Source organism: Actinoallomurus spadix (genome assembly GCF_024055725.1).
Taxonomy (GTDB): domain Bacteria; phylum Actinomycetota; class Actinomycetes; order Streptosporangiales; family Streptosporangiaceae; genus Actinoallomurus; species Actinoallomurus spadix.
On sequence record NZ_JAMXMX010000003.1, the window covers coordinates 282,153 to 307,265 of the forward strand.

Consider the following 25,113-nt stretch of genomic DNA (forward strand, 5'->3'; position numbering starts at 1 on the left):
CCTCACCCTAGAGGGTTCCGCTGGCTGGGCGTCCCCGGGAGGCGCGCGGTCAGAGGCGGTAGGCGTCGGCGCGCAGGTACGTGCGGACCCGTTCGGCCAGGGTCGTGGGCGAGGAACAGACCCTGTTCCGCAGGGAGCAGTCCGGTTCCGCGAGGTACCGGCGGAGCGCCGCCTTCTCCTTCGCCCGCAACGCGGCCCGGCCGAGGGCGACGCGTTCGTCCTCGTCGAGGTGCTCGGTCAGCGCCGGGTAGAGTTCCTCCTCCTCGGCCCGCGTGTGCGGCGCGGTCGTCGCCTTCAGCCGCGACAGGCGGGAGGCGAACTCCTCGCTGGTCAGATCGGGTTCGTCCAGGCTGTTCAGGACCTGCCATATCTCCCGATGCCCGGCGACGTCCTCATCGACGAGCGCCGGTCCGTGAGGGAGACGGGCCCGGACCACCGGGAAGACGTAGGTCTCCTCGGCGACCTCGTGCCGGACCACCTCGGCGATCAGCAACTCGACCAGCGAGTGCCGCAACCGGGGGAACTCGATCGTGTAACCCAGTTCGAAGTGGAGCTGCTGCAGGTCTCGGTGGTCCTGTATCAAAACGCTGACGAGGTCGTCGGGTGGGTGCATGATCGGCTCGCTTCGGAGCTCTGCGCTCTCACCGCGGCCCCTGCCCCGCCCCTGGCGCGCGAAACGCGTCCGTGCCGAGGATCCTCTGGCGCGGCACGCCGGTGCTCACGCGCCGTCGAACCGGCCGGCGCCTTCCCGGTACCGGCCGGCCCGTGTGGCGTCTAGAGCGCCAGGGAGGGTTTCAGCTCCAGCAGCCGCGACAGCAGGCCGTTGACGAACCGGGGCGACTCGTCGGTGGACAGGTCGGTGGCCAGGGCGACCGCCTCGCTGACGGCGACGCCGTCGGGAACGTCCTCGCTCCACAGCAGTTCGAACGCGCCGAGCCGCAGGATGTTGCGGTCGACGATGGGCATCCGGTCGAGGGTCCAGCCGACGGCGTACGTCGCGATCAGCTCGTCGATGCGCTCGCGGCGGGTGGCCACGCCCTCGACGAGCCGATCGACGAAGTCCTGCTCGGCGAGCCGGTGCTCCGCCTGCCGGGTGCGCCGGTCGAGGACCTCGACCGGCGGCTCACCGCGGACCTCGGCCTCGTAGAGGATTTCGAGGGCGCGTCTGCGCGCCTTGCTCCGTGCGGCCACGGATCAGGCACGACCCAGGTAGTCGCCCGAGCGGGTGTCGACCTTGATCTTCTCGCCGGTAGTGATGAACAGCGGGACCTGGATCGTCGCGCCCGTCTCGACCGTCGCGGGCTTGGTGCCGCCGGTGGAGCGGTCGCCCTGCAGGCCGGGCTCGGTCTCGGTCACCTCGAGCACCACGGCGGCGGGCAGCTCGATGTAGAGCGGGGTGCCCTCGTTGAAGGCGATCACGGCGTTCTGCTCCGGGAGGAGGTAGTCCGCCGCCTCGCCGACCGTCGCCGCCGGGATGTGCGGCTGGTCGTAGGTCTCGGTGTCCATGAAGACGAAGTCCTCGCCCTCGCGGTAGAGGTACTGCATCTCCCGCTTGTCGACGTTCGCCACGTCGACCTTGGTGCCGGCGTTGAAGGTCTTGTCGACGACCTTGCCGGACAGGACGTTCTTGAGCTTGGTGCGGACGAACGCGCCGCCCTTGCCAGGCTTGACGTGCTGGAACTCCAGGACGGTCCACAGCTGGCCGTCGAGGTTCAGCGTCATGCCGTTCTTGAGGTCGTTCGTCGTCGCCACTGTGTGTCGTTCTCCCGCTTCGGCGGTCTGCCGCGTCTAGATGACGAGCAGGTCCTTTGTCGTCTTGGTGAGCAGCTCCGGACCGTCCGCACGGACGACGAGCGTGTCCTCGATGCGGACCCCGCCGCGACCGGCGACGTAGACGCCGGGCTCGACGGTGATGGGAACTCGATCCATCAGTTTACCGGTCTTGTCATACCCCATGAGCGGTGCCTCGTGGATCTCCAGGCCGACGCCGTGCCCGAGGCCGTGCGGGAAGTCCTCGCCGTGCCCGGCCTCCTGGATCACTCCGCGGGAGGCGGCGTCGACCTCCTTGGTCACCGCCTCCGGGCGCGCCGCCGTGAGGCCCGCCGCCTGGGCCGCGGCGACGAGTTCGTAGATCTCGCGTTCCCACGCGCCGGCCTCACCGACCGCGACGGTCCGGGTCATGTCGGCGTGGTAGCCGTCCCGCAGGGCGCCGAAGTCCATGGTGACCAGGTCGCCGCGCTCGATCGCGCGCCCGGACGGGACGTGGTGCGGGATCGCACCGTTGGGGCCGCTCGCCACGATGGTGGCGAACGCCGGCCGGTCCGCGCCGAGGTCGACCATCGCCCGGTCCAGGGCGATGGCGATCTCGCGTTCGGTGACGCCGGGCCGGAGCGCGGGCAGCACCGCGTCGAAGGCCCGGTCGGTGATGGCGCAGGCCTCCGCGAGGAGGACGATCTCCTCCTCGTCCTTGACCATGCGCAGTTCCTCCACGGCACGGCCGAGGGGGACGAGCTCCGGCGCGTCCGGCTCCGCGGCGAGCGCGTCGCGGGCCTCGACGGTGACGTCGTGCGCCTCGAACGCCAGCCGGCCCCGTGCCCGCCCGGCCAGGACGCCCGCGGCGGCCCGGTCGATCACGCACTCCAGGTCCGGGCACACGCGCGCGGCCGTGCCGGCGTACCGGCCGTCGGTCGCCAGCACGGCGCTCCCGTCGGCGCGCACGAGCAGCGCGGCGTTGGAACTGGCCAGCCCGGTCAGGTAGCGCACGTTGACCAGGCGGGTGATGAGGGCCGCCTCGGCGCCGCGGGCGGCGACGAGCGTGGCCAGCCGCGCACGGCGGGCCTCGTGGATCTCCGGCATGCCCCGCACTCTACGCGTGCGGTCTCAGACGGACGCGGCCAGCTCCCGTACCTGCTCGATCAGCTTGACGCGGGACTCGTGGTCGGCGGCCATGGGCGCGACGTTGAGCGTCGTGACGCCGGACTCCTTCAGCGCCGCCAGCCGGTCGCGGACGAAGCCCTCCGAGCCGATCAGGGAGGTCTTCTGCAGCAGTTCGTACGGCACCTTGGCCGCGGCCTCGTCCTTCTTCCCGGCGAGGTAGAGGTCCTGGATCTCCTCGGCCTCCTTCTCGTACCCGTAGCGGCGGGCGAGGTCGTTGTAGAAGTTGCGGCCCTTGGCGCCCATGCCGCCGATGTACAGCGCGGCCATCGGCCGGCCGAGGTCGAGCAGGCCCTCGACGTCGTCGCCGATCGCCAGGAACGCCTGCGCGACGATGTCCAGCTCACCGAGCGAGGGGTCGCGTTTGGCCTTGCCACGGGCGAGCGCGTCGCCCCAGACGTCACCGGCCTTCTCCGGAACGTAGAAGATCGGCTCCCAGCCCTCGGCCAGTTCGGCGGTCATCTCGACGTTCTTCGGTCCGAGAGACGCGATGAAGATCGGGATGCGCTCGCGGACCGGGTGGTTGATCAGCTTGAGCGGCTTGCCGAGGCCGGTGCCCTCCTCGGCGGGCAGCGGCAGCTTGTAGTACCTGCCGTCGTAGACGAGGCGTTCGCGGCGCCACACCATGCGGCAGATCTCGATGATCTCCCTGGTCCGCCCGATCGGCGCGGTGTACGGGACGCCGTGCCAGCCCTCGATGACCTGCGGGCCGGACGCGCCGAGGCCGAGCACGAACCGCCCGCCGGAGACGTAGTCGAGGCCGGCCGCCGTCATCGCGGTGAGCGTCGGGGTCCGCGAGTAGAGCTGGAGGATGCCCGAGGCGATCTGCAGCCGCTCGGTCCGCGCCGCGATGAAGCCCATCTGGCTGACCGCGTCGAAGCTGTACGCCTCCGGCACGAACACGATGTCGAGGCCGGCCTTCTCATAGTCCGCCAGCTCGTCGACGGTCTCCCTGAAACCGCCCGCGTAGTTGAGGGACATCCCGATGCGCATGTCGCCGCTCCTGATCCTGACCTGAACCGCCGAGTAACCGAATGACGTTCAGTCTTACCGTACCCGGGGCGGTCCCGGCATCCCCGGTGTCAGTTCCCGCTCTCCGCGAGGAGCTCGGCGATCGCCTGCAGCGCCAGCACGTACGACAGGAACCCGAAACCGGCGATCGTGCCCGTCGCCACCCCCGCGACGACCGAGTTGTGCCGGAACTCCTCCCGGGCCGCCGGGTTGGACAGGTGCACCTCGATCAGGGGGGCGGTGCGCTGCGCGATGGCGTCGCGCACGGCGTACGAGTAGTGCGTGAACGCCGCCGGGTTCAGCACGACCGGGATCCTGCCGTCGGCGGCCTCGTGCAGCCACGAGAGCAGCTCGGCCTCGTCGTCGGTCTGGCGCACCTCCGCGTGCAGGCCCAGCCGCCGCGCGGTGTCCCGGCACAGCGCGGTGAGGGCCTCGAAGTCCGCCGCGCCGTACACGTCGGGTTCGCGGCTGCCCAGCCTGCCGAGGTTCGGCCCGTTCAGGACGAAGACCTCACTCATCGACCGCCCGCCTCCGTCCGTCGCCCGGCGCTCACCGGGTCACCCGCTCGTACGCCCGCACGAGCAGGTCCTCGTCCGGGTCCTCCAGCCGGCCCGGGTCGCCGACGCCGTCGAGGACGACGAAACGCAGCCGCGCCCCGCGCGCCTTCTTGTCGATGCGCATGGCGTCGCGCAGCGACGGCCACACGTCGGGTGAGTACGCGGTCGGCAGGCCGACGGCGGTGAGGATCTTCCGGTGCCGGTCGGCGTCCGCGTCACCGAGGCGGCCGGCCAGGCGCGCCAGCTCGGCGGCGTACACCATGCCGATCGCGACCGCGTCGCCGTGGCGGAAGCGGTACTCCTCGACCTTCTCGATCGCGTGGCCGAGCGTGTGCCCGTAGTTGAGGATCTCCCGCAGGCCGCTCTCCTTGAGGTCCTCCGAGACGACGCGCGCCTTCACGGCGACGGCCCGTTCGATGAGCTCCAGGGTGTGCGGCCCGTCCGGCCGGCCCGCGGCCTCCGGGTCGTCCTCGACCAGCTCCAGGATCCTCGGGTCGGCGATGAACCCGGCCTTGATCACCTCGGCCAGCCCGGCGACGTAGTCGGCGCGCGGCATCGTGACGAGCGTCGTCAGGTCGCAGAGGACACCGGCGGGCGGATGGAAGGCACCGACGAGGTTCTTGCCCTCGGGGATGTCGATCGCGGTCTTGCCGCCGACCGCGGCGTCCACCATGGCCAGCAGCGTCGTGGGCAGCAGCACGACCTTGACGCCCCGCAGCCAGGTCGCGGCGGCGAATCCGGCCAGGTCGGTCGTCGCGCCGCCGCCGACGCCGACGACCACGTCGGTACGGGTCATGCCGAGCCGGGCGAAGTCGGACCAGAGCCGGGCGAGCACGGTCACGTCCTTGCCTGCCTCGCCGTCGGGCACGGGCAGGGCGTGGACGTCGTAGCCGGCCTCGGCGAGCGCCCCGCACACCGGCCGGGCGATCTCCGGCAGGCCCTCGGCGTGCACCACCGCGACCGTCCTGGCCTCTCCGACCAGCGACGGAAGCCGCCCGAGCACCCCGGTGCCGATGACGACCTGGTACGGCGCGTCGCCTCCGACGTGCACCTCGGTCACGCGAGCCCCTTCACGATCTCCTCGGCGATGTCGGCGGGCTCCCGGCCGTCCGTGGCGACCGTCAGCACGGCGAGGCGCTCGTAGATGGGCCGGCGCTCCTCCATCAGCTTGCGGAACCGGCTGCGCGGGTTCAGGACGAGCAGTGGCCGCGCCGAGGCCAGCCCGACCCGCTTGACCGCGTCCGACAGCCCGACCTCGAGGTAGACGACCCGGTGCCCGGCGAGGTCCTCCTGGGTGCCCGGGTCGAGGATGGCGCCGCCGCCGAGGGCGATCACGCCCTCGTGGGTCTCGAGGGCCTCGCGCACGGCCGCGCGCTCCAGCGCCCGGAAGTGCTCCTCGCCGTCGTCGACGAAGATCTCCCCGATCGGCTTGCCGGCCGTGACCTCGACGTCGTGGTCGGTGTCACGGAACGGGACGCCGAGGCGCTCGGCGACGATCTGGCCCACGGTGGTCTTCCCGGAGCCGGGCGGACCGATGACGACGACCTTGGAGTTCACTTGATCACCAGCGTTGAGAGGTAGCCCTGCAGATTACGCGCCGTCTCCTCGACGGAGTCGCCGCCGAACTTCTCGACCACGGCTTCGGCCAGCACCAGCGCCACCATCGCCTCGGCGACGACCCCGGCCGCGGGGACCGCGGTCACGTCACTGCGCTGGTTGATCGCCTTGGCCGGCTCCCCGGTCGTCACGTCCACCGTGTCCAGCGCGCGCGGCACGGTCGAGATCGGCTTCATCGCGGCCCGGACCCGGACCGGATCGCCGGTCGTCATGCCGCCCTCGATGCCGCCGGCGCGCGCGGTCCGCCGCCGGATGCCCTCGGGGGTGTTCTCGATCTCGTCGTGCGCCCGCGAACCGGGGCGGCGTGCGGTGGTGAACCCGTCGCCGACCTCCACGCCCTTGATCGCCTGGATGCCCATCAGGGCCCCGGCCAGGCGGGCGTCGAGCCTCCGGTCCCAGTGCACGTGGCTGCCCAGGCCGGGCGGCAGGCCGTAGGCGATGACCTCCACCACGCCGCCGAGCGTGTCACCGGCCTTGCGGAGCTCGTCGATGTGGGCGACCATCGCGGCGCTCGTCTCCGGATCGGCGCAGCGCACCGGGTCCGCGTCGATCCGCTCCAGGTCGTCGGGGCCGGGAAGCACGCCGTCCGGCGCGGCGATCTCGCCGAGCGCCACGACGTGGCTGACGATCCGGGTGCCCGCGACCTGCGCCAGGAACGCCTTGGCCACCTCGCCGATCGCGACGCGCGCGGCGGTCTCGCGGGCGCTGGCCCGCTCCAGGATCGGCCGGGCGTCGTCGAAGCCGTACTTCTGCATGCCCGCAAGGTCGGCGTGGCCGGGCCGGGGCCGGGACAGCGGGGCGTTGCGCGCCTGGGCGGCCAGCTCGTCCGCGTCCACCGGATCGGCCGCCATGACCGTCTCCCACTTCGGCCACTCACTGTTGGCGACCTCGATCGCCACCGGGCCGCCCTGCGTGCGGCCGTGCCGGATCCCGCCGACGACCGTCACCTTGTCCTGCTCGAACTTCATGCGGGCGCCCCGCCCGTGTCCGAGCCGGCGGCGGCGCAGCGCCTCGGCGATGTCGGCCGAGGTCACCTGGACCCCGGCGGGCAGCCCTTCCATGATCGCGACGAGGGCCGGGCCATGAGACTCCCCCGCGGTCAACCAGCGCAGCATGAGGTGAATCCTTCCATCCCCACGGAAGGCTACGCGCAACTGTCCGCAGCCTGAGACGACCCCACCCCGCGACGGGTCAGGGGAAGCGGTGGAAGGGGAAGCGGCGGCGGGGGAAGAAGAAGCGGCGGCCGCGGACGCGGGGCAGCCCGACACGCGGCGGCCGGACGGCCCGGTCGACGCAGATGACCCGGCGGCCGCGCCAGTCCACGCCCTCGAAGTACGGGTCGAAGTGGCAGCCCATGGAGAGTTCGGGCCAGCCGATCCATCCGGTGAACTCCAGGTTGGGGCTCTCCCGGAACGGCCGGCCCCGGCGGAACCGGTTCCTGAACGAGTCGTTCGCGTTCTGCCCGTCGCCGTTCGTTCCGTTGTCCTCCGGCGCGATGACGACCGTCTCTCCACCGGCGGCCGTGCCCGCCGGGCTCGGGGACGGCGTCTCCGCCGGGGCGGCGGACGGGGACGGCGACGCGATGTTGACGTTGTCACCCCCGCCGGCCGTGGCCGCCGGGCTGGGCGACGCGGACGGCGACGCGGACGGCGACGCGATGATGACGGTCTCTCCGCCGCCGGCCGTCGCCGGGCCTGCGGCCGGGGACGGTGAGGTACGCGGCCCGGCTCCCCGCCGCGCCGGTCCGGCCGCGGATGCGGGGTACGCGGCGGCCGGCGCCGTCTCCCACGACGTCATGGCCGGAAGCAGCCCGGCCGAGCCGGCGGTCAGCACGGCGATCCACCTGCGAGCAGTCAATTGTCGCCCCTCATCCGATCGATCCCGTTAAGACGGGTTCAGCGCGCCGCCTTCGCCCGGGCAAGGCCGCCCGGTCGGGATACCCGCCCAGGGTCAAGGGGCGTTCCACGCGAGGGCAAAGAGGCGGTCCGGCGTGGTCTCAGGGGTGCGCGAGCACCGCCACCAGCACTCCGGCCAGCATGAACGGCCCGTATGGGATCTGGGTCTTGAGCGTCGCCCGACGGCTCGCCAGGAGCGCGAGCGACCACACCGCCGCGACGACGTACCCGGCGCCCACCCCGAGGACCCAGCCCGCGAGGCCGAGCCAGCCCAGGTACAGCCCGAGCACGCCCGCCAGCTTCACATCGCCCAGGCCGATCTGGTTCGGCGCGATGAGCCACTGCAGGGCGTACAGCGCGAACAGCGCCGCCATGCCGAGCAGCGCGTGCGTGAACCGCGTGCCGCCGCGGTCGGTGAAGAGGGCAGCGAGGCCGAGCAGCAGCAGGCCGGCGGCGTACGACGGGAGCGTCACCGGGTCGGGCAGCCGCTTGAGCGCGACGTCGATGAACGCCAGCGCGACGCCGGCCACGGCGAGGTACCCGAACGCCGGGAGGTCGGGCGCCGGGCCGACCCGCCACGCGACGAGCGCGAGGACGAGCACGGCGACCGTGGTGACGGCGAGCCGCCGCCGGAGCACCGGCTCGGCCCAGTCGGGGGTGGTCACCCGGGCAGATTAACCGCGGACGACGCCGATCTCGACGCCTCCGGACACGTGCCCGCGGAGGCGTTCGGCGAGGCGGTCCGCGGCGGTCCGTACCTGCTCCGCGCCGGCGCCGTCGGCCAGCCGGAGGCGCACGGCGAGTTCGGCCCGCTCCCCGGGCTCCACGCGCACGCCGGTGATGCCCGGCAGGCCGTCGACCGCCCCGTGCACGGCCATCAGGACGTCGGGGTCCTCGTGCGGCGCGGTGATCGCGCCGCCGTTCGCGAGCACGTGCAGCCGGGCGCCTTCGATGGCGTACGGGACGGGGCCCGCGACGTCGACGACGAGCGCGTCGGCGGACTCGTCGACGGCGGCCTGGCACGCCTGCCGGGCGTGCACCGCGACGGGCCGGGCGTCCGGGCGCCAGCGGGCGAGGCTCTCGGTGGAGGTGAAGGCCAGGACCGCGCGCCGGCCGTCCTGCCCGACGAGGGTGGGGAGCGCCATCTCGCTCTCCTTCTCCCGCCGCAGGCCGTCGACGGTCTCGTCCTCGGTCAGCACGGCGACGACCGGGACGAGCAGGCGGGTATCGGCGAGCGCCGCGAGCACGGCCCGCTCCCCCGCGCGGCCCTCGGCGTAGTCGCTGAGCGCCCGCTCGACCTCGGCGGGCGTGCGCCCGTCGTCGTCGGGGAACTGTGGCTGCGGGATGCGGTGTCCGGACACGACAGCCCAGCGTATCCGAGCCCCGCGACCGGCCGTCAGAGACGGCGCAGCCGCTCGACGGCCTCGTCGATCACCTCGTCGCGCTTGCAGAAGGCGAACCGGACGTACGGGTCGCCGGCGTCGGAGTCGTAGAACACCTGCGTCGGGATGGCGACGATGCCGGCGCGCTCGTGCAGGGCGGTGACGAACTCCCGCCCGTCGCCGAACCCGAGCGGGCGCACGTCGGCCTGGACGAAGTAGGTGCCCTGCGGCCGGAACGTCGTGAGCCCGGCGGCGGTGAGCCCGTCGCTGAGCCGGTCGCGCTTGGCGCGCAGCGACACGCGCAGGTCCTCGGCCCACTCGCGTTCCTCGCGCAGCGCGTACGCGACCGCGCGCTGGTAGGGGGCACTGGCGGTGAACGTGAGGAACTGCTTGACCGTCTGCACCGCGCGTACGAACCGCGGCGGGGCGGTGATCCAGCCGACCTTCCAGCCGGTGACCGAGAAGGTCTTGCCGGCCGAGGAGATCGCGACCGTGCGCTCGCGCATGCCGGGCAGGGTCGCGAGCGGCACGTGCGCGGCCGGGCCGTCGTAGGTCAGGTACTCGTAGACCTCGTCGGTGACGGCGATGAGGTCGTGTTCACGGCAGACGTCCGCGATGATCTCCAGCTCCTCGCGGGTGAACACCGTGCCGGTCGGGTTGTGCGGGGAGTTCAGGAGCAGCACCCGGGTGCGCGGCGTCACGGCGGCGCGCAGCTCGCCGGCGTCGAACGTGAACCGCCCGCCGTCGGGCCGCAGCGTGACCGGCCGGCGCACGCCGCCGGCCAGCGCGATGATCGCCGCGTACGAGTCGTAGTAAGGCTCGAAGACGACGACCTCCTCCCCGGTCTCGACGAGGGCGAGGATGACTGCGGCGATCGCCTCGGTGGCGCCGACGGTGACGAGGACCTCGCCGTCGGGGTCGTACGTCAGGCCGTAGCGGTCCGCGCGCTGCGCGGCGACGGCCTCCCGCAGCTCCGGCAGGCCGGGGCCGGGCGGGTACTGGTTCGCGCCGCCCATGATGGCCTCGGCCGCGGTCTCCAGCAGCTTGGCCGGGCCGTCGGTGTCCGGGAAGCCCTGGCCCAGATTGATCGCGCCGGTGCGGATCGCCAGCGCCGTCATCTCCGCGAACACGGTGGTGCCGAAGCCCTGCATGCGGGCGACGAGCGGGTCGTTCTCAAGGGTCACCGGATCAGCGTAAGTGAACGAGGCTCCGGCGCCGGAGATCGGTACGGTGGTGGAAGGACGAGATGAGGAGGCCCGTCATGCGGATCGCCCTGTGCCAGATCCCGGTCGGCGACGACCCCAAGGAGAACCTGGAGCATGTCCTGGAGGCGCTCGCCGTCGCCTCGGAGGCCGACCTGGCGATCTTCCCGGAGGCGGTGCAGGTGCGGTTCGGCCGCGCCATGGCCGCGGCGGCCGAGCCCCTCGACGGTCCCTGGGTGAGCACGCTGGCCGAGGCGGCGCGCAGGCACCGTACGGCCGTGATCGCGGGGGTGTTCGAGCCGGCGCCCGACGGACGGGTGTACAACACCGCGGTCGCGATCGACACCGACGGCCGCCGGGCGGGCGCCTACCGCAAGATCCATCTGTTCGACGCGTTCGGATTCCGCGAGTCGGAGCTGATCGCGCCCGGGGACACACCCGTGGTGGTCGAGCTCGCCGGGGCGCGGATCGGCCTGATCACCTGCTACGACCTGCGCTTCCCCGAGCTGGCCAGGGCGCTCGTCGACCGCGGCGCCGACCTGCTGACCGTGATCGCCTCCTGGGCGCAGGGCAACTTCAAGGAGGAGCACTGGGTCACGCTCGTCCGCGCCCGCGCCATCGAGAACACCGTCTGGACGGCCGCCGTCGACAAGGCCCCGGACCCGCCGCAGGCGCCGGGCGGCGCGATCGGGGTGGGACGCAGCCTGCTCGTGGACCCGATGGGCACGGTGCAGACCGACCTGGGGCCGTTCCCGGGCGTGCGCGTGGTGGAGATCGACGACGTGGTCACCGAACACGTGCGGAAGACCCTCCCCGCGCTGGAACACCGCCGCCCCGACCTGTTCGGCTGACCCGGTACCGCAGGGCGACCAGGACGAGCCCGATCAGGAGCCAGGCGCCGCCGACGATCTTCGCCATCGTGGTCGCCGACACGATGATCCAGATCGAGACGGCGGCGCCCGCGGCCGGCACGAGCAGGTGCGGCAGCCACGCCCGGCTCCGCCGGCGTACGACGAAGTATCCGGCGACCGACGCGTGCAGCAGGGTGAAGGCGACGAGGGCGCCGATGTTCACGATCGACACGAGCACGTCGAGGCCGTTGGACAGCCAGGCCGCCCAGATCGACACGACGGCCGCCACGCCCGCCGTCGTGAGGAGCGCCGCCCGCGGCACCCGGGTGCGGGAGTCGACGGTCGCGAGCGCCTTGGGCAGGCCGTGGTCGCGGGCCATCCCGTACATCAGCCGGGACGCGGCCGCGACCGCGGACATCGCGGAGAACGCCGGGCCGACGCCCTTCACGACGACGAACGCCAGGTGGAGCCAGGACCCGAAGGCGGTGTCGGTCATCGTGTAGAACGCCGTGCCCTGCTCGGCGGGCGCGGCCGCGAGGTGGCGGGGGCTCATGGGCATGAGCAGCCCCGCCAGGTACGTCTGGACGACGAACAGCAGGCCGGCGAGGGCCAGGCAGAACAGGACCGCGCGGCCGACCTGGCGCTCGTCGCCGGTGTTCTCCTCGGCGAAGGAGGCGATCCCGTCGAAGCCGAGGAAGGACAGCACGGCGACGGAGACGGCCCCCATGACGGCGGGCGCGGTCATCCCGCCGGCGCCGCCGAACGGCGACGTCCACGGCCGGGCCGGGCCGTGCGCGATCAGTACGGCGATCGCGGCGACCACGAAGACCGCCAGCAGCACGATCTCGATCACCAGCACGACGAACCCGACCCGCGCGGCGAGGCGGACGCCGGCCAGGTTGAACGCCGTGGTCAAGGCGAACGCGACCGCGGTGAAGACCCAGGCGGGCACCGAGGGCACCTGCGAGTGCAGGGCGATCCCGCAGAACAGGTACGCCACCGCGGGGATCAGGAGGTAGTCCAGCATCGCCATCCAGCCGGCCAGCAGCCCCGCCGGCCGGCCGAGCCCCGCGCTGGCGTAGGCGAACACCGAACCGGCGTTCGGGATCCGGCGCGACATCTGCGCGTACGACAGGGCGGTGAAGCCCATCGCGACCGTCGCGACCAGGTAGACGAGGGCGACCGCCCCGGAGCTCTTGGCGTCGAGGACGCCGAAGACGCCCACCGGCGCGAGCGGGCCGATGAACAGCAGCCCGTAGACGATGAGGTCGCGCAGCGACAGGCTGCGGCGAAGTGCCTGCGGCTCCAAAAGGGATCTCCCGGGGGGATTCGGATGTACCCGTATGTCGGAATGTATCCGCCCGCGATTCGGGACCCCAAAGCGTTTTACCAGGTCAGATGGTTTCCATGACCTGGGACCGGCTCACTCGCCCCGCTTGCCCCAGCGGACCCGCCTGTGCCCGCCCGCGGGCCTGGGCGCGGGCCCGGCGGACCGGGCACGGATCAGACGCGGGCCGGGCGCGGGCCTGGGCGCGGGGCAGGCGCGGGGCGGGCGCGGATCAGGAGGCCTTGGCGGCGACCTCCGCGAGGGCGCTGCCGAAGAACTCCCGTGACTGCGCCCCGGACACCGCCCAGGTGCCCTCGAAGACGAAGAACGGGACGCCGGTGACACCGATCGCCCGCGCCGTCTCCAGCTGCGCGGTGACCGCCGCGTCGCCCTCCCCCGCCGCGAGGCGCTCCGCCACACCCGCCAGACCGGCCTCGGCGGCGAGCTCGGCGAGCGCCCCGTGGTCGTTCAGGTCCCGGCCCTCGGCGTGGTGGGCACGGAAGAGCCGGCCCACGACGGCGTCCTGGACACCCGCCTCACCGGCCAGCGCGATCACGCGGTGCGCGTCCCGGGTGTTGGCGCTCAGCGCCTTCTCCGGCGCGTACGGCAGGCCCTCGGCCGCCATCAGCTCCCGCATCCGCGCGTGCGCCTCGGCGACGCGGTCGGCGCCGCCGAACTTCCCGGCGAGGGCGTCGTCCATCAGCCCGCCGCCGGAGGCGCCGGGATCGAGCTGGTACGGCCGCCAGGTGACGTTCACCTCGCCGCCGAAGTCGCGGACGGCGGCCTCGAACCGCGCCCGTCCCAGGTAACACCAGGGGCATACGACATCCGAGAAGATCTCAACATTCACAACGGTTGGCAACCGGCCCGGCGGTACGCGCATTCCACCGGCCGCACGGCCGTCTCAGGTGGATACGCTGGGGAACTCGATATCACCGACAATGAGAGACATCCCCATGGCGCTTGAGCGACCCGAGATCGACTTCCCCGAGGGCGAGCCGCCCGCCGACCTGCAGATCACCGACATCACGGTCGGCGACGGCGCCGAGGCGACCCCCGGGTCGACCGTCTCGGTGCACTACGTCGGCGTGGCGCACTCGACCGGCGAGGAGTTCGACGCCTCCTGGAACCGCGGTGAGCCCTTCAGCTTCCCGCTCGGGGCGGGCCGCGTCATCCAGGGCTGGGACCAGGGCGTCGCCGGCATGCGCGTCGGCGGGCGCCGCAAGCTCGTCATCCCGCCGCACCTGGGCTACGGCAACCGCGGCGCGGGCCGCGCGATCAAGCCGGGCGAGACGCTGATCTTCGTCGTCGACCTCCTGGGCGTCCGCTGACCGGACCCCGAAGGCCCGCGCGACGGCCCCGTCACCGGAGTTCCGGGGACGGGGCCGTCGCCCGTCCGAGGGTCAATGCGCGATCCAGACGTGCCGCCGCACCGTCGAGCCGTCGGGGACCATCGCGAGGATGCCGGTGGCGAGGTCGGCGCGGGAGATCGACACGCCGCCGCGGATGCTGCGGTCGGCCGCGGTGTGGTACCTCCCGGTGCCCTCCTTGTCGGTGAGCCGCGGCGGCCGGACGATCGTCCAGTCGAGGTCGCTGCCGCGGACCTCCTCCTCCGCCCGCCTCATGTCGGCGAAGCCGTTGCGCAGGATCCGCTGCAGGATCGGTTTGGCGACGTAGCGCGTCAGCGGCCCGTCACCGGGGTCCGTGACCATGCCCGCCGCGCTGACCATGAGGAACCGGCGGACGCCGGTCTCGCTCATCGCCGCGATGGCGCTGCGGGCACCGTCCCGGCAGACGGTCGTCGGGCCGGTGCCGCGGTGGCCGAGCGCGGAGACGACGGCGTCGGCCGCGGCGACCGCGGGCGTGACGGCGGCCGGATCCATCACGTCGGCGGTGACGACGTCCAGGCGCTCGTGGGCGGGGACGTCGAGCCGTGCCGGGTCGCGCACCACGGCGGTCACCTCGTGACCGCGCTCCAGCGCCTGCCGGACCAGCTGCGTGCCGGTCCCCCCGGTCGCCCCGAGGATCGTGAGTCTCATGAGCCGTCCGCCCTTCGTAGTCCGCGAGCCATGGTCAGTACCTTCCAGCAGGCGTTCGTCCGGCACTTCGCCGAGGGGCCCGATGCCACGCCGGTGCCGGACGCGACGGTGACCGCCCTGAGCGCCACGCTGCTGCGCGCCCTCGGCATGGGCTGAGACCCACCACACCCTGGTCCGGGGGCCCGAACCCGCCCTGAGACCGGGGCCGCACCGCCCGCACGATCCCACCGCCGCCCGAAGTGACGGTGGATTGCCCGAACCTGGCCGCCACTTCCGCGCATCAACCCCTATGCGGATACTTAAGATCCACTGAGGGGAAGCTGGGATGAATGCGTGAAATGCGGTTGATCGCGTCGTGCGTGCTCGCGGCGGCACTCGGAGTCGCCTCCGGCGTGTGGCCCGACATCCGGGGACGGGCGGAGAGCTCTCCCGCGCGGACCGCGGGCCCGCCCGCGATGGCGCAGGTCATGGCCCCACCGCGCTGGCCCGCGCCGAAGCCCGGCACCTGGCAGGTCGCGTACCAGCGGCGCGGAGACGGCCTGCCACCGGTGGTCGACCGGATCCAGACCAACGACAAGGTCGTCTTCATCACCATCGACGACGGCTGGGAGCACGACACCCGCTTCGTCGACGTGGTCCGGAGGCAACGGGTACCGATCATGGTCTTCCTCACCGACCAGGCGGCACGCACCGGCTACGAGTACTTCTGGGCGCTGCAGCACGCCGGCGCGCCGATCGAGGACCACACCATGGACCACGCCGCGCCGTACAACGACATGCGGCGGCTGTCCTCGGCGGCGCAGCACCGGCAGATCTGCGACTCGGCCGACATCGACGCCCGGCAGTACGGGCGGCGGCCGCAGATCTTCCGGCCGCCCGGCGGATCGTACGACCAGGTCACCCGGACGGCGGCCCGCGACTGCGGGATGAAGTCGGTCGTCATCTGGTCCGTGGAGTTCTACAACGGCCTGTCCGGGAAGCTGGCCCGCATGGACGGGGGCTCGGACCTGCGGCCCGGCGACATCATCCTGATGCACTTCCGCCCCGGTCTCGCCGGCGACTTCGAGCGCCTGCTCACCTGGATCCGGCAGGCGGGACTACACCCCGCGGCGCTACAGAACTACCTCCCCCGCTCCCTGGGCGGAGAGGCGGCGGGGTGAGCCATCCCACGTCCACGCCCTCGGGCGAACAGGTTGATCCCCCCTCGAAACGGGACAGCCTGATGACCGTCGTACCGCCATTGCGAAGGGACATCCGATGCCACAGCTGCGTGCTCTGACCGCGGCCGCCCTCGCGGTGCTCACCGCCGGCGGCCTGACGGCCTGCGGCCACGCCTCCCACGCCAGGACGGCCGCGCCCGTCGCCTCACGGGGCGCGGACGGCGGCCGGCCGAGCCAGACCCCCGGTAACGGGCCGCCGTCCTCGCCCAGTCCGCTGACCCCACCCCCCTCGCCCCCCTCGCCTCCCGCGTCGGCGACGCCGAGCGGTTCGCCGACGGGGTCGCCCACCACGACGACGCCCTCAGGGTTCCCCCGATCGCGGAATGGGCTGCCCCCGGTCATCAGCCGTATCCCGGTCCAGGACAAGATCGTCTTCATCACCATCGACGACGGCTGGGAGAAGGACGCCGACTTCGTGCGGCTGATCCGCGACGAGCGGATCCCGGTGACGCTGTTCCTGGCGAACATGGCGGTGAAGAAGGACTACGGGTACTTCCGCGAGCTCCAGCAGGCGGGCGCGCTGATCGAGGATCACACGATGACGCACCCGTACCTGCCCCGGCTGTCGTACAAGCGGCAGAAGCAGGAGATCTGCGACTCGGCCGCCATCTACGCCACGCAGTACGGCACGCGCCCGACGCTGTTCCGCGCGCCGTACGGTGCGACCGACCACGACACGCTGCGGGCCGCGCGGGACTGCGGGATGAAGGCGATCTTCTTCTGGCGCGAGGTGGTCAGCAACGGGAAGATCGCCTACCAGGTGCCCGGCAAACTACACCGGGGCGACATCCTGCTCGTGCACTTCAACCCGCACATGACCCCCGACTTCAAGCGGATGCTCCGCACGATCAAGAAGCAGGGCTTCACGCCCGCCGCGTTCCGCGACCATCTCCCCCCGCAATTTTTCGAGTAGTGCGATGGGCCGGGGTATGGGGGAGAGACGACGAGACGGTCTCGCGGACGATGGCGGCCAGGAGGCGCGGGTGGAGTTGAGCATGTCGGCCTACGTGGTGCTCGGCCTGATCGCCCGGCATGGCCCCATGACCCCGTACGAGCTGAAGGCGCGGGTGGAGGAGAGCGTCGGGTTCTTCTGGCCGATCCCGCACGCGCAGCTCTACCGGGACCCGCCCCGGCTCGCGGAGCTGGGTCTCCTCCGGGAGGAGGCCGAGGAGGGCGGCCGGCGGCGGCGCTTCTTCCACCTCACCCCCGAGGGCGAACGGGCGCTGGACGCGTGGCTGGCCGCGCCCGAGGCGCCCCCGGCCGACAACCGCGACCCCGCGCAGCTCAGGCTGGCGTTCGCCGACCTCGGCGAGCCTGAGGACCTCGTGCGCCTCGCCCGCAGCCAGGCCGAACAGCACCGGGAGAAGGTGGAGCGGTACCGCCGGCGCCGCGCGGCGCTGGACCCGGACGGGCCCGGCCGGGCCCGCGACCACACGCTCTCCCTCGGCATCCTCCATGAGCAGGCGCACGCCGCCTTCTGGGAGACCATCGCCGCCGCGGGCGACGAGGACGACGACATCCCGGACCTGTCCCCCCGCGACCGCTGGCGCGACAACTGAGCCTGGCGCGTCGAGCCCGGCGCGTCGAGCCCGGCGACCCGCGCGAACGGGCCACCGCGAATGCCGCCGCGCCGCGCGACCCAGGCCGCGCCGCGCGAACGGGGCGCCCCTTCGGACGGGGCCGCCCCTGCGGGCGGTCGGGTCGCTCAGATGCCGACCGGGTGCCAGACGGTCTTCGTCTCCAAGAACGCGGTCATCCGCGCGGTGCCGGGGTCGGCGGCCCAGTCGTCGGCGACGGGACGGCGCACCCGCTTGAGGTTGTCCGCCGCCGCGCGCTCGCAGTCGGCGGCCAGGTCACCGGGCGCGCCGGTCAGGTCGATCGCGTTCACGTCCTGGTGCGAGGCGAGCCAGGGGGCCAGCTCGGCGCGGTGGCCCGTGAGCAGGTTGATCACGCCGCCGGGCACGTCGGAGGTCGCGAGGACCTCGGCCAGGGTGATCGCCGGGAGCGGCGCGGACTCGGCGGCGACGACGACCGCCGTGTTGCCGGTGACGACGACCGGGGCGAGCACCGAGACCAGCCCGAGCAGCGGCGAGTCCGGGGCGATGACGCCGACGACGCCGGTGGGCTCGGGCGTGGAGAAGTTGAAGAACGGCCCGGAGACGGCATTGGCCGACCCCGTCACCTGGGCGATCTTGTCGGCCCACCCGGCGTACCAGACCCACCGGTCGATCGCCCCGTCCACCTCCGCGGTGGCCGCCGCCTTGCCCAGGCCGGAGCCGCGCAGTTCCTCGACGAACTGGCCGCGCCGGCCCTCCAGCATCTCCGCGACGCGATAGAGGATCTGGCCGCGGTTGTACCCGGTCCGCGCCGCCCAGCCGGCCTGGGCCTTGCGCGCGGCCACGACCGCGTCCCGGACGTCCTTGCGCGAGGCGCGCGCGGCGTTGGCCAGGAACCTGCCCTTGGCGTCGTTCACGATGACGGTCCTGCCGGACTCCGACCGGGGGAACGCGCCCCCGATGAACAGCTTGTAGGTCTTGCGAACACTCAACCGCTCGCTCACCGCAGGTACGCCTCCAGTCCGTGCCGTCCGCCCTCACGCCCGAAACCGGACTCCTTGTACCCGCCGAAGGGCGAGGCGGGGTCGAACTTGTTGAAGGTGTTCGCCCAGACGACCCCGGCCCGGAGCCGCTCGGCCATCCAGAGGATCCGCGACCCCTTGTCGGTCCAGATGCCCGCCGACAGGCCGTACGGGGTGTTGTTGGCCTTCTCGACCGCCTCGGCCGGTGTCCGGAACGTCAGCACCGACAGGACGGGGCCGAAGATCTCCTCGCGGGCGATCCGGTGCGAGGCCGCGACGCCGGTGAACACGGTCGGCGCGAACCAGAATCCGCGTTCGGGCAGCTCGCAGGGCGGGGACCAGCGGGTCGCCCCCTCCGCCTCGCCGCTGTCGGACAGCTCGCGGATCTTCGCGAGCTGGGCGGCCGAGTTGATGGCGCCGACGTCGGTGTTCTTGTCCAGGGGATCGCCGACCCGCAGGGTGGCCATCCGCGCCTTCAGCCGGTCGAGCAGCTCCTCGGCGACCGACTCCTGCGCGAGCAGCCGCGAACCGGCGCAGCACACGTGCCCCTGGTTGAAGAAGATCCCGTTGACGATGCCCTCGACGGCCTGGTCGAGGGGCGCGTCGTCGAAGACGATGTTCGCGGCCTTGCCACCGAGCTCCAGCGTGAGCCGCTTGTCCGTGCCGGCGACGGAGCGGGCGATCAGCCGGCCGACCTCGGTCGAGCCGGTGAAGGCGACCTTGTCGATCCCGGGGTGCTCGACCAGCGCGCGGCCCGTCTCCCCCGCGCCGGTGAGGATGTTCACGACGCCGGGCGGCAGCTCCGCCTGCGCGCAGATCTCGGCGAACGCCAGCGCGGTCAGCGGCGTCGTCTCGGCCGGTTTGAGGACGACCGTGTTGCCGCAGGCCAGCGCCGGAGCGATCTTCCACGCCAGCATCAGCAGCGGGAAGTTCCAGGGGATGACCTGCCCGGCGACGCCCAGCGGCCGCGGGGCCGGGCCGAACCCGGCGTAGGGCAGCTTGTCGGCCCAGCCGGCGTAGTAGAAGAAGTGCGCGGCGACCAGCGGCAGGTCGACGTCCCGGGACTCGCGGATCGGCTTGCCGTTGTCGAGGGACTCCAGGACCGCCAGCTCGCGTGACCGCTCCTGGATCAGCCGCGCGATCCGGAAGAGGTACTTCGCGCGCTCGGCGCCCGGCATCGGGCCCCAGACCGTGTCGTACGCGCGGCGGGCCGCAGCGACGGCGCGGTCGACGTCGTCGGCGCCGGCCTCGGCGACCTCGGCGAGGGTCTCCTCGGTGGCCGGGTCGATCGTCTTGAAGGAGTTCTTCGCCTCGACGAACTCCCCGTCGACGAACAGGCCGTACGACGGCTTGAGGTCGACGATGTCCCGTGACTCCGGCGCGGGGGCGTACTCGAAACTCATCCGCTCAGTCCATCGTGAAGTAGTCGGGACCGCCGTACACGCCGGTCGTGAGCTTGCGGCGCTGCATCAGCAGGTCGTTGAGGAGGCTGGAGGCGCCGAGCCGGAACCACTCGGGCGTCAGCCAGTCCGGCCCGGCCGTCTCGTTGACGAGCACGAGGTACTTGATCGCGTCCTTGGTCGTGCGGATGCCGCCCGCCGGTTTGACGCCCACCTGGCGGCCGGTCGCCGCGCGGAAGTCGCGGACGGCCTCCAGCATGACCAGGGTGACCGGCAGCGTGGCGGCCGGGCTCACCTTGCCCGTGCTCGTCTTGATGAAGTCGGCTCCGGCGAGCATCGCCAGCCACGACGCCCGGCGTACGTTGTCGTAGGTGACCAGCTCGCCGGTCTCCAGGATGACCTTCAGGTGGACGTCGCCGCACTCGGCCTTGACCGCGACGATCTCGTCGAACACCTTCTGGTGGTCGCCCGCGAGGAACGCGCCGCGGTCGATCACCATGTCGATCTCGGAGGCGCCGTCGTCGATCGCCCGGCGGGTGTCGGCGAGTTTGGCGTCGAGGGGCGCCCGCCCCGAGGGGAACGCCGTCGCGACGCTCGCGACGCCGATGCCCGTGCCGTCCAGGGCTCGGACCGCCTCGCCGACGAGGTCGGAGTAGACGCAGACCGCCGCGACCTTCGGCACGCTCGCGTCGGCCGGGTCCGGGTGCGCCGCCTTGGCGCACAGTGCCCGCACCTTGCCGGGGGTGTCCGCGCCCTCGAGCGTCGTCAGGTCGACCATCGAGATCGCCAGGTCGATGGCGTACGCCTTCGCCGACTTCTTGATCGAGCGGGTCGCCAGCCGGGCGGCCCGCTCCTCCGCTCCCACCTGGTCCACCGGTGGCAGACCGCGCAGGAGGCCGCGGAGCTCGGCCGGTGCGGCGGCCGCGTCCGCGAAGGTCGACAGGTCAGGCACGTCTCCCCCTGTGTTCGAGTGTCCGACCGAGGATAACGCCGGACGCCGCGGACCCGTACGGCGCGCTCGCGCGGCCGGATGGCGCCCGGCCGGGGGTGCCGCGCGGCCGGTCCACCGTCCAGAGCACGGCTCAGCGGGCGTTCTCGGGCCTGCGCCGCCGGCGGCGTATCCTCCGTGTCAGCCGCCACCCGATCAGGACGAACACGATCAGGAACAGGATCACGAGCACCGGGACGAGGACCGCGACGAGGCTCATCACCAGTGACATCGTGTCCTCCGCCGCGCTCACGAAGGGCGTTCCGACGCCGGCCGTGCCGACGTTGACGACGGGACGCACGCCGGCCTTGGTGACGTGCACGCACAGCGCGACGACGATGCCCAGGGTCCAGCCCACCCAGGGGTGATCGGTCATCCAGCCGGAGTGGTCGATCTTCGCGGCCGCGTCCGAGGCCGCGAAGACGGCGCCGCCGGCCGCGGGCCGTACGAATGTCTGGATCGCGTCGTTGACATGGTCGACGATGGCGACCTTGTCCAGCACGACCTCCGCGGCGAGCAGGACCGCCACGGCGGTGAGCGCCCATCCGTTGCCCATCCACGCGAACTGGTGCGGGAGCGCGATCACGTCGGTGAAGCGGGCGAGCAGGCCGACCACCAGGATCGGGATATAAGCGTTCAGACCGGCCGATGCGGACAGGCCGAGCCCGGTCAACGTCGCGAACATGCCAGGTAAGACGTGTTCGAGGCGGAGGAAGGTTCCTCCGGGCTCACCGCGCCGTTCCGCGCGCTCATCCCACTCCCGCGCCGGGGTCCAGGCCGAGCTGCCGGGCCGCCGCGTCCACGGTCTGCTCGAGGAGGACGGCGATCGTCATGGGGCCGACGCCACCAGGGACGGGCGTGATGAGGCTCGCGCGGGTCCGGGCGGTCTCGAAGTCCACGTCGCCGACGTTGCCGGGGTTGTACCCGGCGTCGATCACGACGGCTCCGGGCTTGACGTCCTCGCCGCGGATGAACCGCGGCCGGCCGACGGCGGCGACCAGGATGTCGGCCTGCCGCACGATCGACGCCAGATCGGCCGTGCGCGAGTGGCAGTACGTGACCGTGGCGTCCCCGGCCAGCAGCATCATCCCGACCGGCCTGCCGAGGATGGCGCTGCGGCCGACCACGACGGCGTGCCGGCCCGTGAGCTCGACGTCGTACTCCGCCAGCAGCCGCATGATGCCGCCGGGGGTGCAGGACGCGAAGCCCGGCAGCCCGAAGCTCTTCGCGGCGAACGAGTGCAGGGTGAGCCCGTCGACGTCCTTGTGCGGCGCGATGGCCTCGAACGCGGCGCGCTCGTCGATGTGCGGCCCGGCCGGATGCTGGAGCAGGATGCCGTGCACCCCGGGGTCCCGCGACAGGGCGGTGACCGCGTCGACCAGCTCCGCCGTGGTGGTCGTGGCCGGCAGTCCGACGTGCCGGGAGGCGATGCCGGCCTTCTCGCAGCGGGCGCGCTTCATCCGGACGTACGTCACGGACGCGGGGTCGTCGCCGACCAGCACGGTGGCCAGGCACGGCGGCGTGCCGGTCTCCCGGCTGATCCACGCGGCCCTGGCGGCGCTGCGCTCGACGATGCGGCGGGCCGGGCCGGTGCCGTCCATGAGACGGGCGGTGGAGGTCTGGGTCACGGCTGCTCCTGAACGGTCGAAATGACTCGGCCCAGGCGCACGACCCAACATGTGTGCGGGCCGCTCCCCGGTGGTGCTCCACCTCAGCGCCAGTCACGGCCCCAGCCGTACCGTACCGCTTTCCGAGATCGGGGACGTCCGTCGCCGGCCGGCCACGGCAGGTTTCGGTGGAACGTTCCCGCCTGGCGGAAAAGAGTTCGGCGCGGCGCCTCCCGCTCAGTACGGTGTGCCGGTGATCAGTGAGGCGACCTGGTTCGAGAAACGTCTCGGCCACCGCGCGGGCGAGGACGCCACGTGAGCGGCGGATGGCCAGCGGAGCTGATCCTGGGCGGGATCATCCTGGCGGGCGCGTCCGTGCAGCGGCTCGCGGGCATCGGGTTCGCGCTGGTCGCGGCGCCCGCGCTCGTGCTACTGCTCGGCCCCGCGCAGGGGGTCCTGCTGTCGAACGCGGCGTCCGGCGCGATCAGCCTGATCGGCCTGGCAGACGGATGGCGGCGGGTGCGGCTGCGGGCGATGGTGCCGCTGGTCGCCGCCGCCGCCTGCACCGTGCCCGCCGGCGCGTGGGTGGCCGCCCGGCTGCCGCAGAGCGTGCTGCTCGCCGGTATGGGCGCACTGGTGACCGCGGCGGTGCTGCTCGTGGCGTACGGTGCCCGGCTGCCCGCCCTGCGCGGGTCTCCCGGGGCCCTGGCGGCCGGCGCCGCGAGCGGCTTCATGAACTCCTCGGCCGGTGTCGGCGGCCCCGCGATGTCGCTGTACGCGGTGAACGCCGACTGGCCGGTGCGGGAGTTCGTGCCGAGCGCGCAGTTCTACGGCGTCGCCGTCAACGCCCTGTCCCTCCTGGTCAAGGGCGCGCCCCGGCTCACCGGCCCCGCCTGGCTGCTGGCCACGGCCGGGATCGCGGGCGGCGCCGTCGTGGGGAAGGTCCTCGCGGACCGGATACCGGAGGTCAAGGCGCGCCGGCTCGTGCTGTTCCTCGCTCTGGCCGGCGGCCTCACCACGTTGGCCAAGGGCCTGTGGGAACTCGCCCCTCGCTGATCGCCGGCGGTCGCCCTCATCGTGCGTCTCCGCCGAGGTCGGGGCGGCGCTCGGGCGCGTCGGGGACGACGTCGCGCTCACCCGGGGCGATGACGCCCGCGCCGGTGTCGCGCGGGGTGCGCTGGACGGCGTTCAGGACGTGGTAGCCCAGCAGCACGGCGACGGTGCCGAGAGCGATGCCCTGCAGCGGGAAGTCCCCGGTGATCTTCAGCGTGACGTCGCCGATGGCCAGGATGAGGCCGGCCGCCACGGGGACGAGGTTGACCGGATCGCCGAAGTCGACGCGGTTCTCGATCCAGATCTTGGCGCCGAGCAGGCCGATCATGCCGTAGAGCACGACGGTGATGCCGCCGAGGACGCCGCCGGGGGTCGCGGCCACCAGCGCGCCGAACTTCGGGCACAGGCCGACGAGGATCGCGACGATGGCGGCGACGTAGTAGGCGGCGGTCGAGTAGATCCGCGTGGCGGCCATGACGCCGATGTTCTCGGCGTACGTCGTGGTCGGGGCGCCGCCGACCGCGGTGGCCAGGACGGTCGTGGCGCCGTCGGCGGCGATGGCCCGGCCGAGGTACGGGTCGAGGTCCGCGCCGGTCATCGCGGCGACGGCCTTGACGTGGCCGGTGTTCTCCGCGATCAGCGCGATCACCGGGGGCAGCGCCACGAGGATGGCCGAGGTCTTGAAGTCCGGTGCGTGCAGGTGCGGCAGACCGAACCAGTCCGCGCCCTTCACGCCGCTCAGGTTCACGCGGAAGTGGGAGGTGACCGTGCCGGTGCCGTCGGGGGCGGTGATCCGGCCGGCCGTCCTGTCGAGGATCCACGACAGCAGGAAGCCGAAGACCAGGCCGATGAGGACCGCGATCCGCGACCAGAAGCCGCGCAGGACCACGGCGCACAGGACGACGACGGCCAGGGTGGCGAGCGCGACCCACTGGTCCTGCGGCCAGTAGACGTCGGCGACGACCGGCGCGAGGTTGAAGCCGATCAGCATGACGACCGCGCCGGTGACCACGGGCGGGAAGATCCGGTGAATGACGCGGGCGCCCAGGACGTGGATGACCACGCCGACGACGGCGAGGACCGCGCCGGCGACGAGGATCGCGCCGGTCACCTGGGCGGTGCCGCCGCCGGCCGCGCGGATGGACGCGACGGCGCCGACGAAGGACGCGCTGCTCCCGAGGTAACTGGGCACCTTCCCGGCGGAGACGAGCAGGAAGATGATGGTCGCGATCCCGGACATCAGGATCGCGAGGTTCGGGTCGAGCCCCATCACGACCGGGAACACGAACGTCGCGCCGAACATCGCGACGACGTGCTGGGCGCCGATGCCGGCGGTGCGGCCCCAGGACAGGCGCTCGTCCGGCCCGACGACCTCGCCGGGCGCGGGGGTGCGCCCGTCGCCGTGCAGTTTCCAGCCGATCGCCATCTGTCCTCCCGGGGGGGTCACCGCGG

At 72.7% G+C, this 25,113-nt stretch carries 29 protein-coding genes and 1 riboswitch; of the genes, 7 read left to right on the forward strand and 22 right to left on the reverse strand.

The features are described from left to right. Positions 1-49: 49 nt before the first annotated feature. From NE235_RS05430 to NE235_RS05490, 13 genes are all read right to left on the reverse strand, one after another. Positions 50-613 carry a hemerythrin domain-containing protein gene (locus NE235_RS05430; RefSeq protein ID WP_252799813.1) on the reverse strand — a complete coding sequence of 188 codons (564 nt, stop codon included), beginning with the start codon at positions 611-613 and terminating at the stop codon, positions 50-52. A gap of 161 nt (positions 614-774) precedes the next feature. Further along, positions 775-1,191 carry a transcription antitermination factor NusB gene (gene nusB, locus NE235_RS05435; RefSeq protein WP_252799814.1) on the reverse strand — a complete coding sequence of 139 codons (417 nt, stop codon included), beginning with the start codon at positions 1,189-1,191 and terminating at the stop codon, positions 775-777. Between the two features lie 3 nt (positions 1,192-1,194). Beyond that, positions 1,195-1,752, reverse strand: coding sequence for an elongation factor P (gene efp, locus NE235_RS05440; protein WP_252799815.1), 558 nt, complete (start codon positions 1,750-1,752; stop codon positions 1,195-1,197). A 36-nt stretch (positions 1,753-1,788) separates the two neighbouring features. Continuing rightward, on the reverse strand, positions 1,789-2,856 hold the full coding sequence (locus NE235_RS05445) for a M24 family metallopeptidase (protein WP_252799816.1): 1,068 nt from the start codon (positions 2,854-2,856) through the stop codon (positions 1,789-1,791). 24 nt (positions 2,857-2,880) lie between these two features. Then, positions 2,881-3,927, reverse strand: a complete 1,047-nt coding sequence (locus tag NE235_RS05450) for an LLM class F420-dependent oxidoreductase (protein ID WP_252799817.1) — start codon at positions 3,925-3,927, stop codon at positions 2,881-2,883. An 89-nt stretch (positions 3,928-4,016) separates the two neighbouring features. Then, positions 4,017-4,463 carry a type II 3-dehydroquinate dehydratase gene (gene aroQ, locus NE235_RS05455; protein ID WP_252799818.1) on the reverse strand — a complete coding sequence of 149 codons (447 nt, stop codon included), beginning with the start codon at positions 4,461-4,463 and terminating at the stop codon, positions 4,017-4,019. A gap of 31 nt (positions 4,464-4,494) precedes the next feature. Beyond that, positions 4,495-5,562, reverse strand: coding sequence for a 3-dehydroquinate synthase (gene aroB, locus NE235_RS05460; protein WP_252799819.1), 1,068 nt, complete (start codon positions 5,560-5,562; stop codon positions 4,495-4,497). After that, entirely contained in the window at positions 5,559-6,059 is a 501-nt protein-coding gene (locus NE235_RS05465) for a shikimate kinase (RefSeq protein WP_252799820.1), read from the reverse strand. Before NE235_RS05465 ends, aroB begins: the two co-directional genes overlap by 4 nt. Next, positions 6,056-7,234: a chorismate synthase gene (gene aroC, locus NE235_RS05470; RefSeq protein ID WP_252799821.1), complete on the reverse strand. Its 1,179-nt coding sequence runs from the start codon at positions 7,232-7,234 to the stop codon at positions 6,056-6,058. Before aroC ends, NE235_RS05465 begins: the two co-directional genes overlap by 4 nt. Positions 7,235-7,310: 76 nt before the next feature. After that, positions 7,311-7,976 carry a hypothetical protein gene (locus NE235_RS05475; RefSeq protein ID WP_252799822.1) on the reverse strand — a complete coding sequence of 222 codons (666 nt, stop codon included), beginning with the start codon at positions 7,974-7,976 and terminating at the stop codon, positions 7,311-7,313. A 139-nt stretch (positions 7,977-8,115) separates the two neighbouring features. Next, positions 8,116-8,679, reverse strand: coding sequence for a prepilin peptidase (locus tag NE235_RS05480; RefSeq protein WP_252799823.1), 564 nt, complete (start codon positions 8,677-8,679; stop codon positions 8,116-8,118). 9 nt (positions 8,680-8,688) lie between these two features. Further along, complete coding sequence (locus NE235_RS05485) at positions 8,689-9,375, reverse strand: SseB family protein (RefSeq protein WP_252799824.1); 687 nt, start codon at positions 9,373-9,375, stop codon at positions 8,689-8,691. 35 nt (positions 9,376-9,410) lie between these two features. Then, positions 9,411-10,580 (reverse strand): pyridoxal phosphate-dependent aminotransferase, encoded by a 1,170-nt coding sequence (locus NE235_RS05490; RefSeq protein ID WP_308206026.1) that lies wholly within the window; start codon positions 10,578-10,580, stop codon positions 9,411-9,413. Positions 10,581-10,657: 77 nt separating this feature from the next. On the opposite strand from NE235_RS05490, the gene NE235_RS05495 reads away from it, so the two are divergent. Continuing rightward, positions 10,658-11,449, forward strand: coding sequence for a carbon-nitrogen hydrolase family protein (locus NE235_RS05495; protein ID WP_252799825.1), 792 nt, complete (start codon positions 10,658-10,660; stop codon positions 11,447-11,449). On the opposite strand, the gene NE235_RS05500 is transcribed toward NE235_RS05495, so the two are convergent. Next, positions 11,385-12,758: an APC family permease gene (locus tag NE235_RS05500; RefSeq protein WP_252799826.1), complete on the reverse strand. Its 1,374-nt coding sequence runs from the start codon at positions 12,756-12,758 to the stop codon at positions 11,385-11,387. The genes NE235_RS05495 and NE235_RS05500 overlap by 65 nt on opposite strands. 250 nt (positions 12,759-13,008) lie before the next feature. Continuing rightward, entirely contained in the window at positions 13,009-13,638 is a 630-nt protein-coding gene (locus NE235_RS05505) for a DsbA family oxidoreductase (protein ID WP_252799827.1), read from the reverse strand. A 94-nt stretch (positions 13,639-13,732) separates the two neighbouring features. On the opposite strand from NE235_RS05505, the gene NE235_RS05510 reads away from it, so the two are divergent. Further along, positions 13,733-14,107, forward strand: a complete 375-nt coding sequence (locus NE235_RS05510) for an FKBP-type peptidyl-prolyl cis-trans isomerase (RefSeq protein ID WP_252799828.1) — start codon at positions 13,733-13,735, stop codon at positions 14,105-14,107. Positions 14,108-14,179: 72 nt separating this feature from the next. On the opposite strand, the gene NE235_RS05515 is transcribed toward NE235_RS05510, so the two are convergent. Beyond that, complete coding sequence (locus NE235_RS05515) at positions 14,180-14,815, reverse strand: NAD(P)-dependent oxidoreductase (protein WP_252799829.1); 636 nt, start codon at positions 14,813-14,815, stop codon at positions 14,180-14,182. Between the two features lie 30 nt (positions 14,816-14,845). On the opposite strand from NE235_RS05515, the gene NE235_RS37180 reads away from it, so the two are divergent. The 4 genes from NE235_RS37180 (at position 14,846) to NE235_RS05530 (ending at position 17,594) form a co-directional block, all read left to right on the forward strand. Then, entirely contained in the window at positions 14,846-14,971 is a 126-nt protein-coding gene (locus NE235_RS37180) for a hypothetical protein (RefSeq protein ID WP_289848197.1), read from the forward strand. A gap of 173 nt (positions 14,972-15,144) precedes the next feature. Next, on the forward strand, positions 15,145-15,975 hold the full coding sequence (locus NE235_RS05520; RefSeq protein ID WP_252799830.1) for a polysaccharide deacetylase family protein: 831 nt from the start codon (positions 15,145-15,147) through the stop codon (positions 15,973-15,975). A gap of 97 nt (positions 15,976-16,072) precedes the next feature. Beyond that, positions 16,073-16,948 carry a polysaccharide deacetylase family protein gene (locus NE235_RS05525; protein WP_252799831.1) on the forward strand — a complete coding sequence of 292 codons (876 nt, stop codon included), beginning with the start codon at positions 16,073-16,075 and terminating at the stop codon, positions 16,946-16,948. 82 nt (positions 16,949-17,030) lie between these two features. Further along, positions 17,031-17,594 (forward strand): PadR family transcriptional regulator, encoded by a 564-nt coding sequence (locus NE235_RS05530; RefSeq protein ID WP_252799832.1) that lies wholly within the window; start codon positions 17,031-17,033, stop codon positions 17,592-17,594. A 146-nt stretch (positions 17,595-17,740) separates the two neighbouring features. Here NE235_RS05530 and NE235_RS05535 read toward each other — a convergent pair whose 3' ends face one another. The 5 genes from NE235_RS05535 to NE235_RS05555 all read right to left on the reverse strand — a co-directional run bounded on the left by NE235_RS05535 (position 17,741) and on the right by NE235_RS05555 (position 22,629). Further along, positions 17,741-18,595: an aldehyde dehydrogenase family protein gene (locus NE235_RS05535; protein ID WP_252799833.1), complete on the reverse strand. Its 855-nt coding sequence runs from the start codon at positions 18,593-18,595 to the stop codon at positions 17,741-17,743. After that, positions 18,592-20,016 carry an aldehyde dehydrogenase family protein gene (locus tag NE235_RS05540; protein WP_252799834.1) on the reverse strand — a complete coding sequence of 475 codons (1,425 nt, stop codon included), beginning with the start codon at positions 20,014-20,016 and terminating at the stop codon, positions 18,592-18,594. Before NE235_RS05540 ends, NE235_RS05535 begins: the two co-directional genes overlap by 4 nt. Positions 20,017-20,020: 4 nt before the next feature. After that, positions 20,021-20,956, reverse strand: coding sequence for a deoxyribose-phosphate aldolase (deoC, locus tag NE235_RS05545; protein ID WP_289848257.1), 936 nt, complete (start codon positions 20,954-20,956; stop codon positions 20,021-20,023). 139 nt (positions 20,957-21,095) lie between these two features. Continuing rightward, positions 21,096-21,686: a DUF4126 domain-containing protein gene (locus tag NE235_RS05550; RefSeq protein ID WP_252799836.1), complete on the reverse strand. Its 591-nt coding sequence runs from the start codon at positions 21,684-21,686 to the stop codon at positions 21,096-21,098. Between the two features lie 64 nt (positions 21,687-21,750). Next, complete coding sequence (locus NE235_RS05555; RefSeq protein WP_252799837.1) at positions 21,751-22,629, reverse strand: bifunctional 5,10-methylenetetrahydrofolate dehydrogenase/5,10-methenyltetrahydrofolate cyclohydrolase; 879 nt, start codon at positions 22,627-22,629, stop codon at positions 21,751-21,753. 22 nt (positions 22,630-22,651) lie between these two features. Further along, a riboswitch (ZMP/ZTP riboswitch) is annotated at positions 22,652-22,736 on the reverse strand. A gap of 187 nt (positions 22,737-22,923) precedes the next feature. Between NE235_RS05555 and NE235_RS05560 the strand changes: the two genes are divergently transcribed. Further along, positions 22,924-23,664 carry a TSUP family transporter gene (locus NE235_RS05560; RefSeq protein ID WP_252799838.1) on the forward strand — a complete coding sequence of 247 codons (741 nt, stop codon included), beginning with the start codon at positions 22,924-22,926 and terminating at the stop codon, positions 23,662-23,664. 16 nt (positions 23,665-23,680) lie between these two features. Here the strand turns inward: NE235_RS05560 and NE235_RS05565 are convergent, their stop codons facing one another. Further along, positions 23,681-25,087: a uracil-xanthine permease family protein gene (locus tag NE235_RS05565; RefSeq protein ID WP_252799839.1), complete on the reverse strand. Its 1,407-nt coding sequence runs from the start codon at positions 25,085-25,087 to the stop codon at positions 23,681-23,683. Positions 25,088-25,113: the final 26 nt, after the last annotated feature.

What these genes read in the sequence shown, in the direction of transcription:
- NE235_RS05430 (WP_252799813.1), bottom strand. Translation starts at nt 613, where the DNA reads ATGCACCCACCCGACGACCTCGTCAGCGTTTTGATACAGGACCACCGA.
- NE235_RS05445 (WP_252799816.1), bottom strand. Translation starts at nt 2,856, where the DNA reads ATGCCGGAGATCCACGAGGCCCGCCGTGCGCGGCTGGCCACGCTCGTC.
- NE235_RS05450 (WP_252799817.1), bottom strand. Translation starts at nt 3,927, where the DNA reads ATGCGCATCGGGATGTCCCTCAACTACGCGGGCGGTTTCAGGGAGACC.
- aroQ (WP_252799818.1), bottom strand. Translation starts at nt 4,463, where the DNA reads ATGAGTGAGGTCTTCGTCCTGAACGGGCCGAACCTCGGCAGGCTGGGC.
- aroC (WP_252799821.1), bottom strand. Translation starts at nt 7,234, where the DNA reads ATGCTGCGCTGGTTGACCGCGGGGGAGTCTCATGGCCCGGCCCTCGTC.
- NE235_RS05495 (WP_252799825.1), top strand. Translation starts at nt 10,658, where the DNA reads ATGCGGATCGCCCTGTGCCAGATCCCGGTCGGCGACGACCCCAAGGAG.
- NE235_RS05510 (WP_252799828.1), top strand. Translation starts at nt 13,733, where the DNA reads ATGGCGCTTGAGCGACCCGAGATCGACTTCCCCGAGGGCGAGCCGCCC.
- NE235_RS05515 (WP_252799829.1), bottom strand. Translation starts at nt 14,815, where the DNA reads ATGAGACTCACGATCCTCGGGGCGACCGGGGGGACCGGCACGCAGCTG.
- NE235_RS37180 (WP_289848197.1), top strand. Translation starts at nt 14,846, where the DNA reads ATGGTCAGTACCTTCCAGCAGGCGTTCGTCCGGCACTTCGCCGAGGGG.
- NE235_RS05520 (WP_252799830.1), top strand. Translation starts at nt 15,145, where the DNA reads ATGCGTGAAATGCGGTTGATCGCGTCGTGCGTGCTCGCGGCGGCACTC.
- NE235_RS05525 (WP_252799831.1), top strand. Translation starts at nt 16,073, where the DNA reads ATGCCACAGCTGCGTGCTCTGACCGCGGCCGCCCTCGCGGTGCTCACC.
- NE235_RS05530 (WP_252799832.1), top strand. Translation starts at nt 17,031, where the DNA reads ATGTCGGCCTACGTGGTGCTCGGCCTGATCGCCCGGCATGGCCCCATG.
- NE235_RS05540 (WP_252799834.1), bottom strand. Translation starts at nt 20,016, where the DNA reads ATGAGTTTCGAGTACGCCCCCGCGCCGGAGTCACGGGACATCGTCGAC.
- NE235_RS05550 (WP_252799836.1), bottom strand. Translation starts at nt 21,686, where the DNA reads ATGTTCGCGACGTTGACCGGGCTCGGCCTGTCCGCATCGGCCGGTCTG.
- NE235_RS05565 (WP_252799839.1), bottom strand. Translation starts at nt 25,087, where the DNA reads ATGGCGATCGGCTGGAAACTGCACGGCGACGGGCGCACCCCCGCGCCC.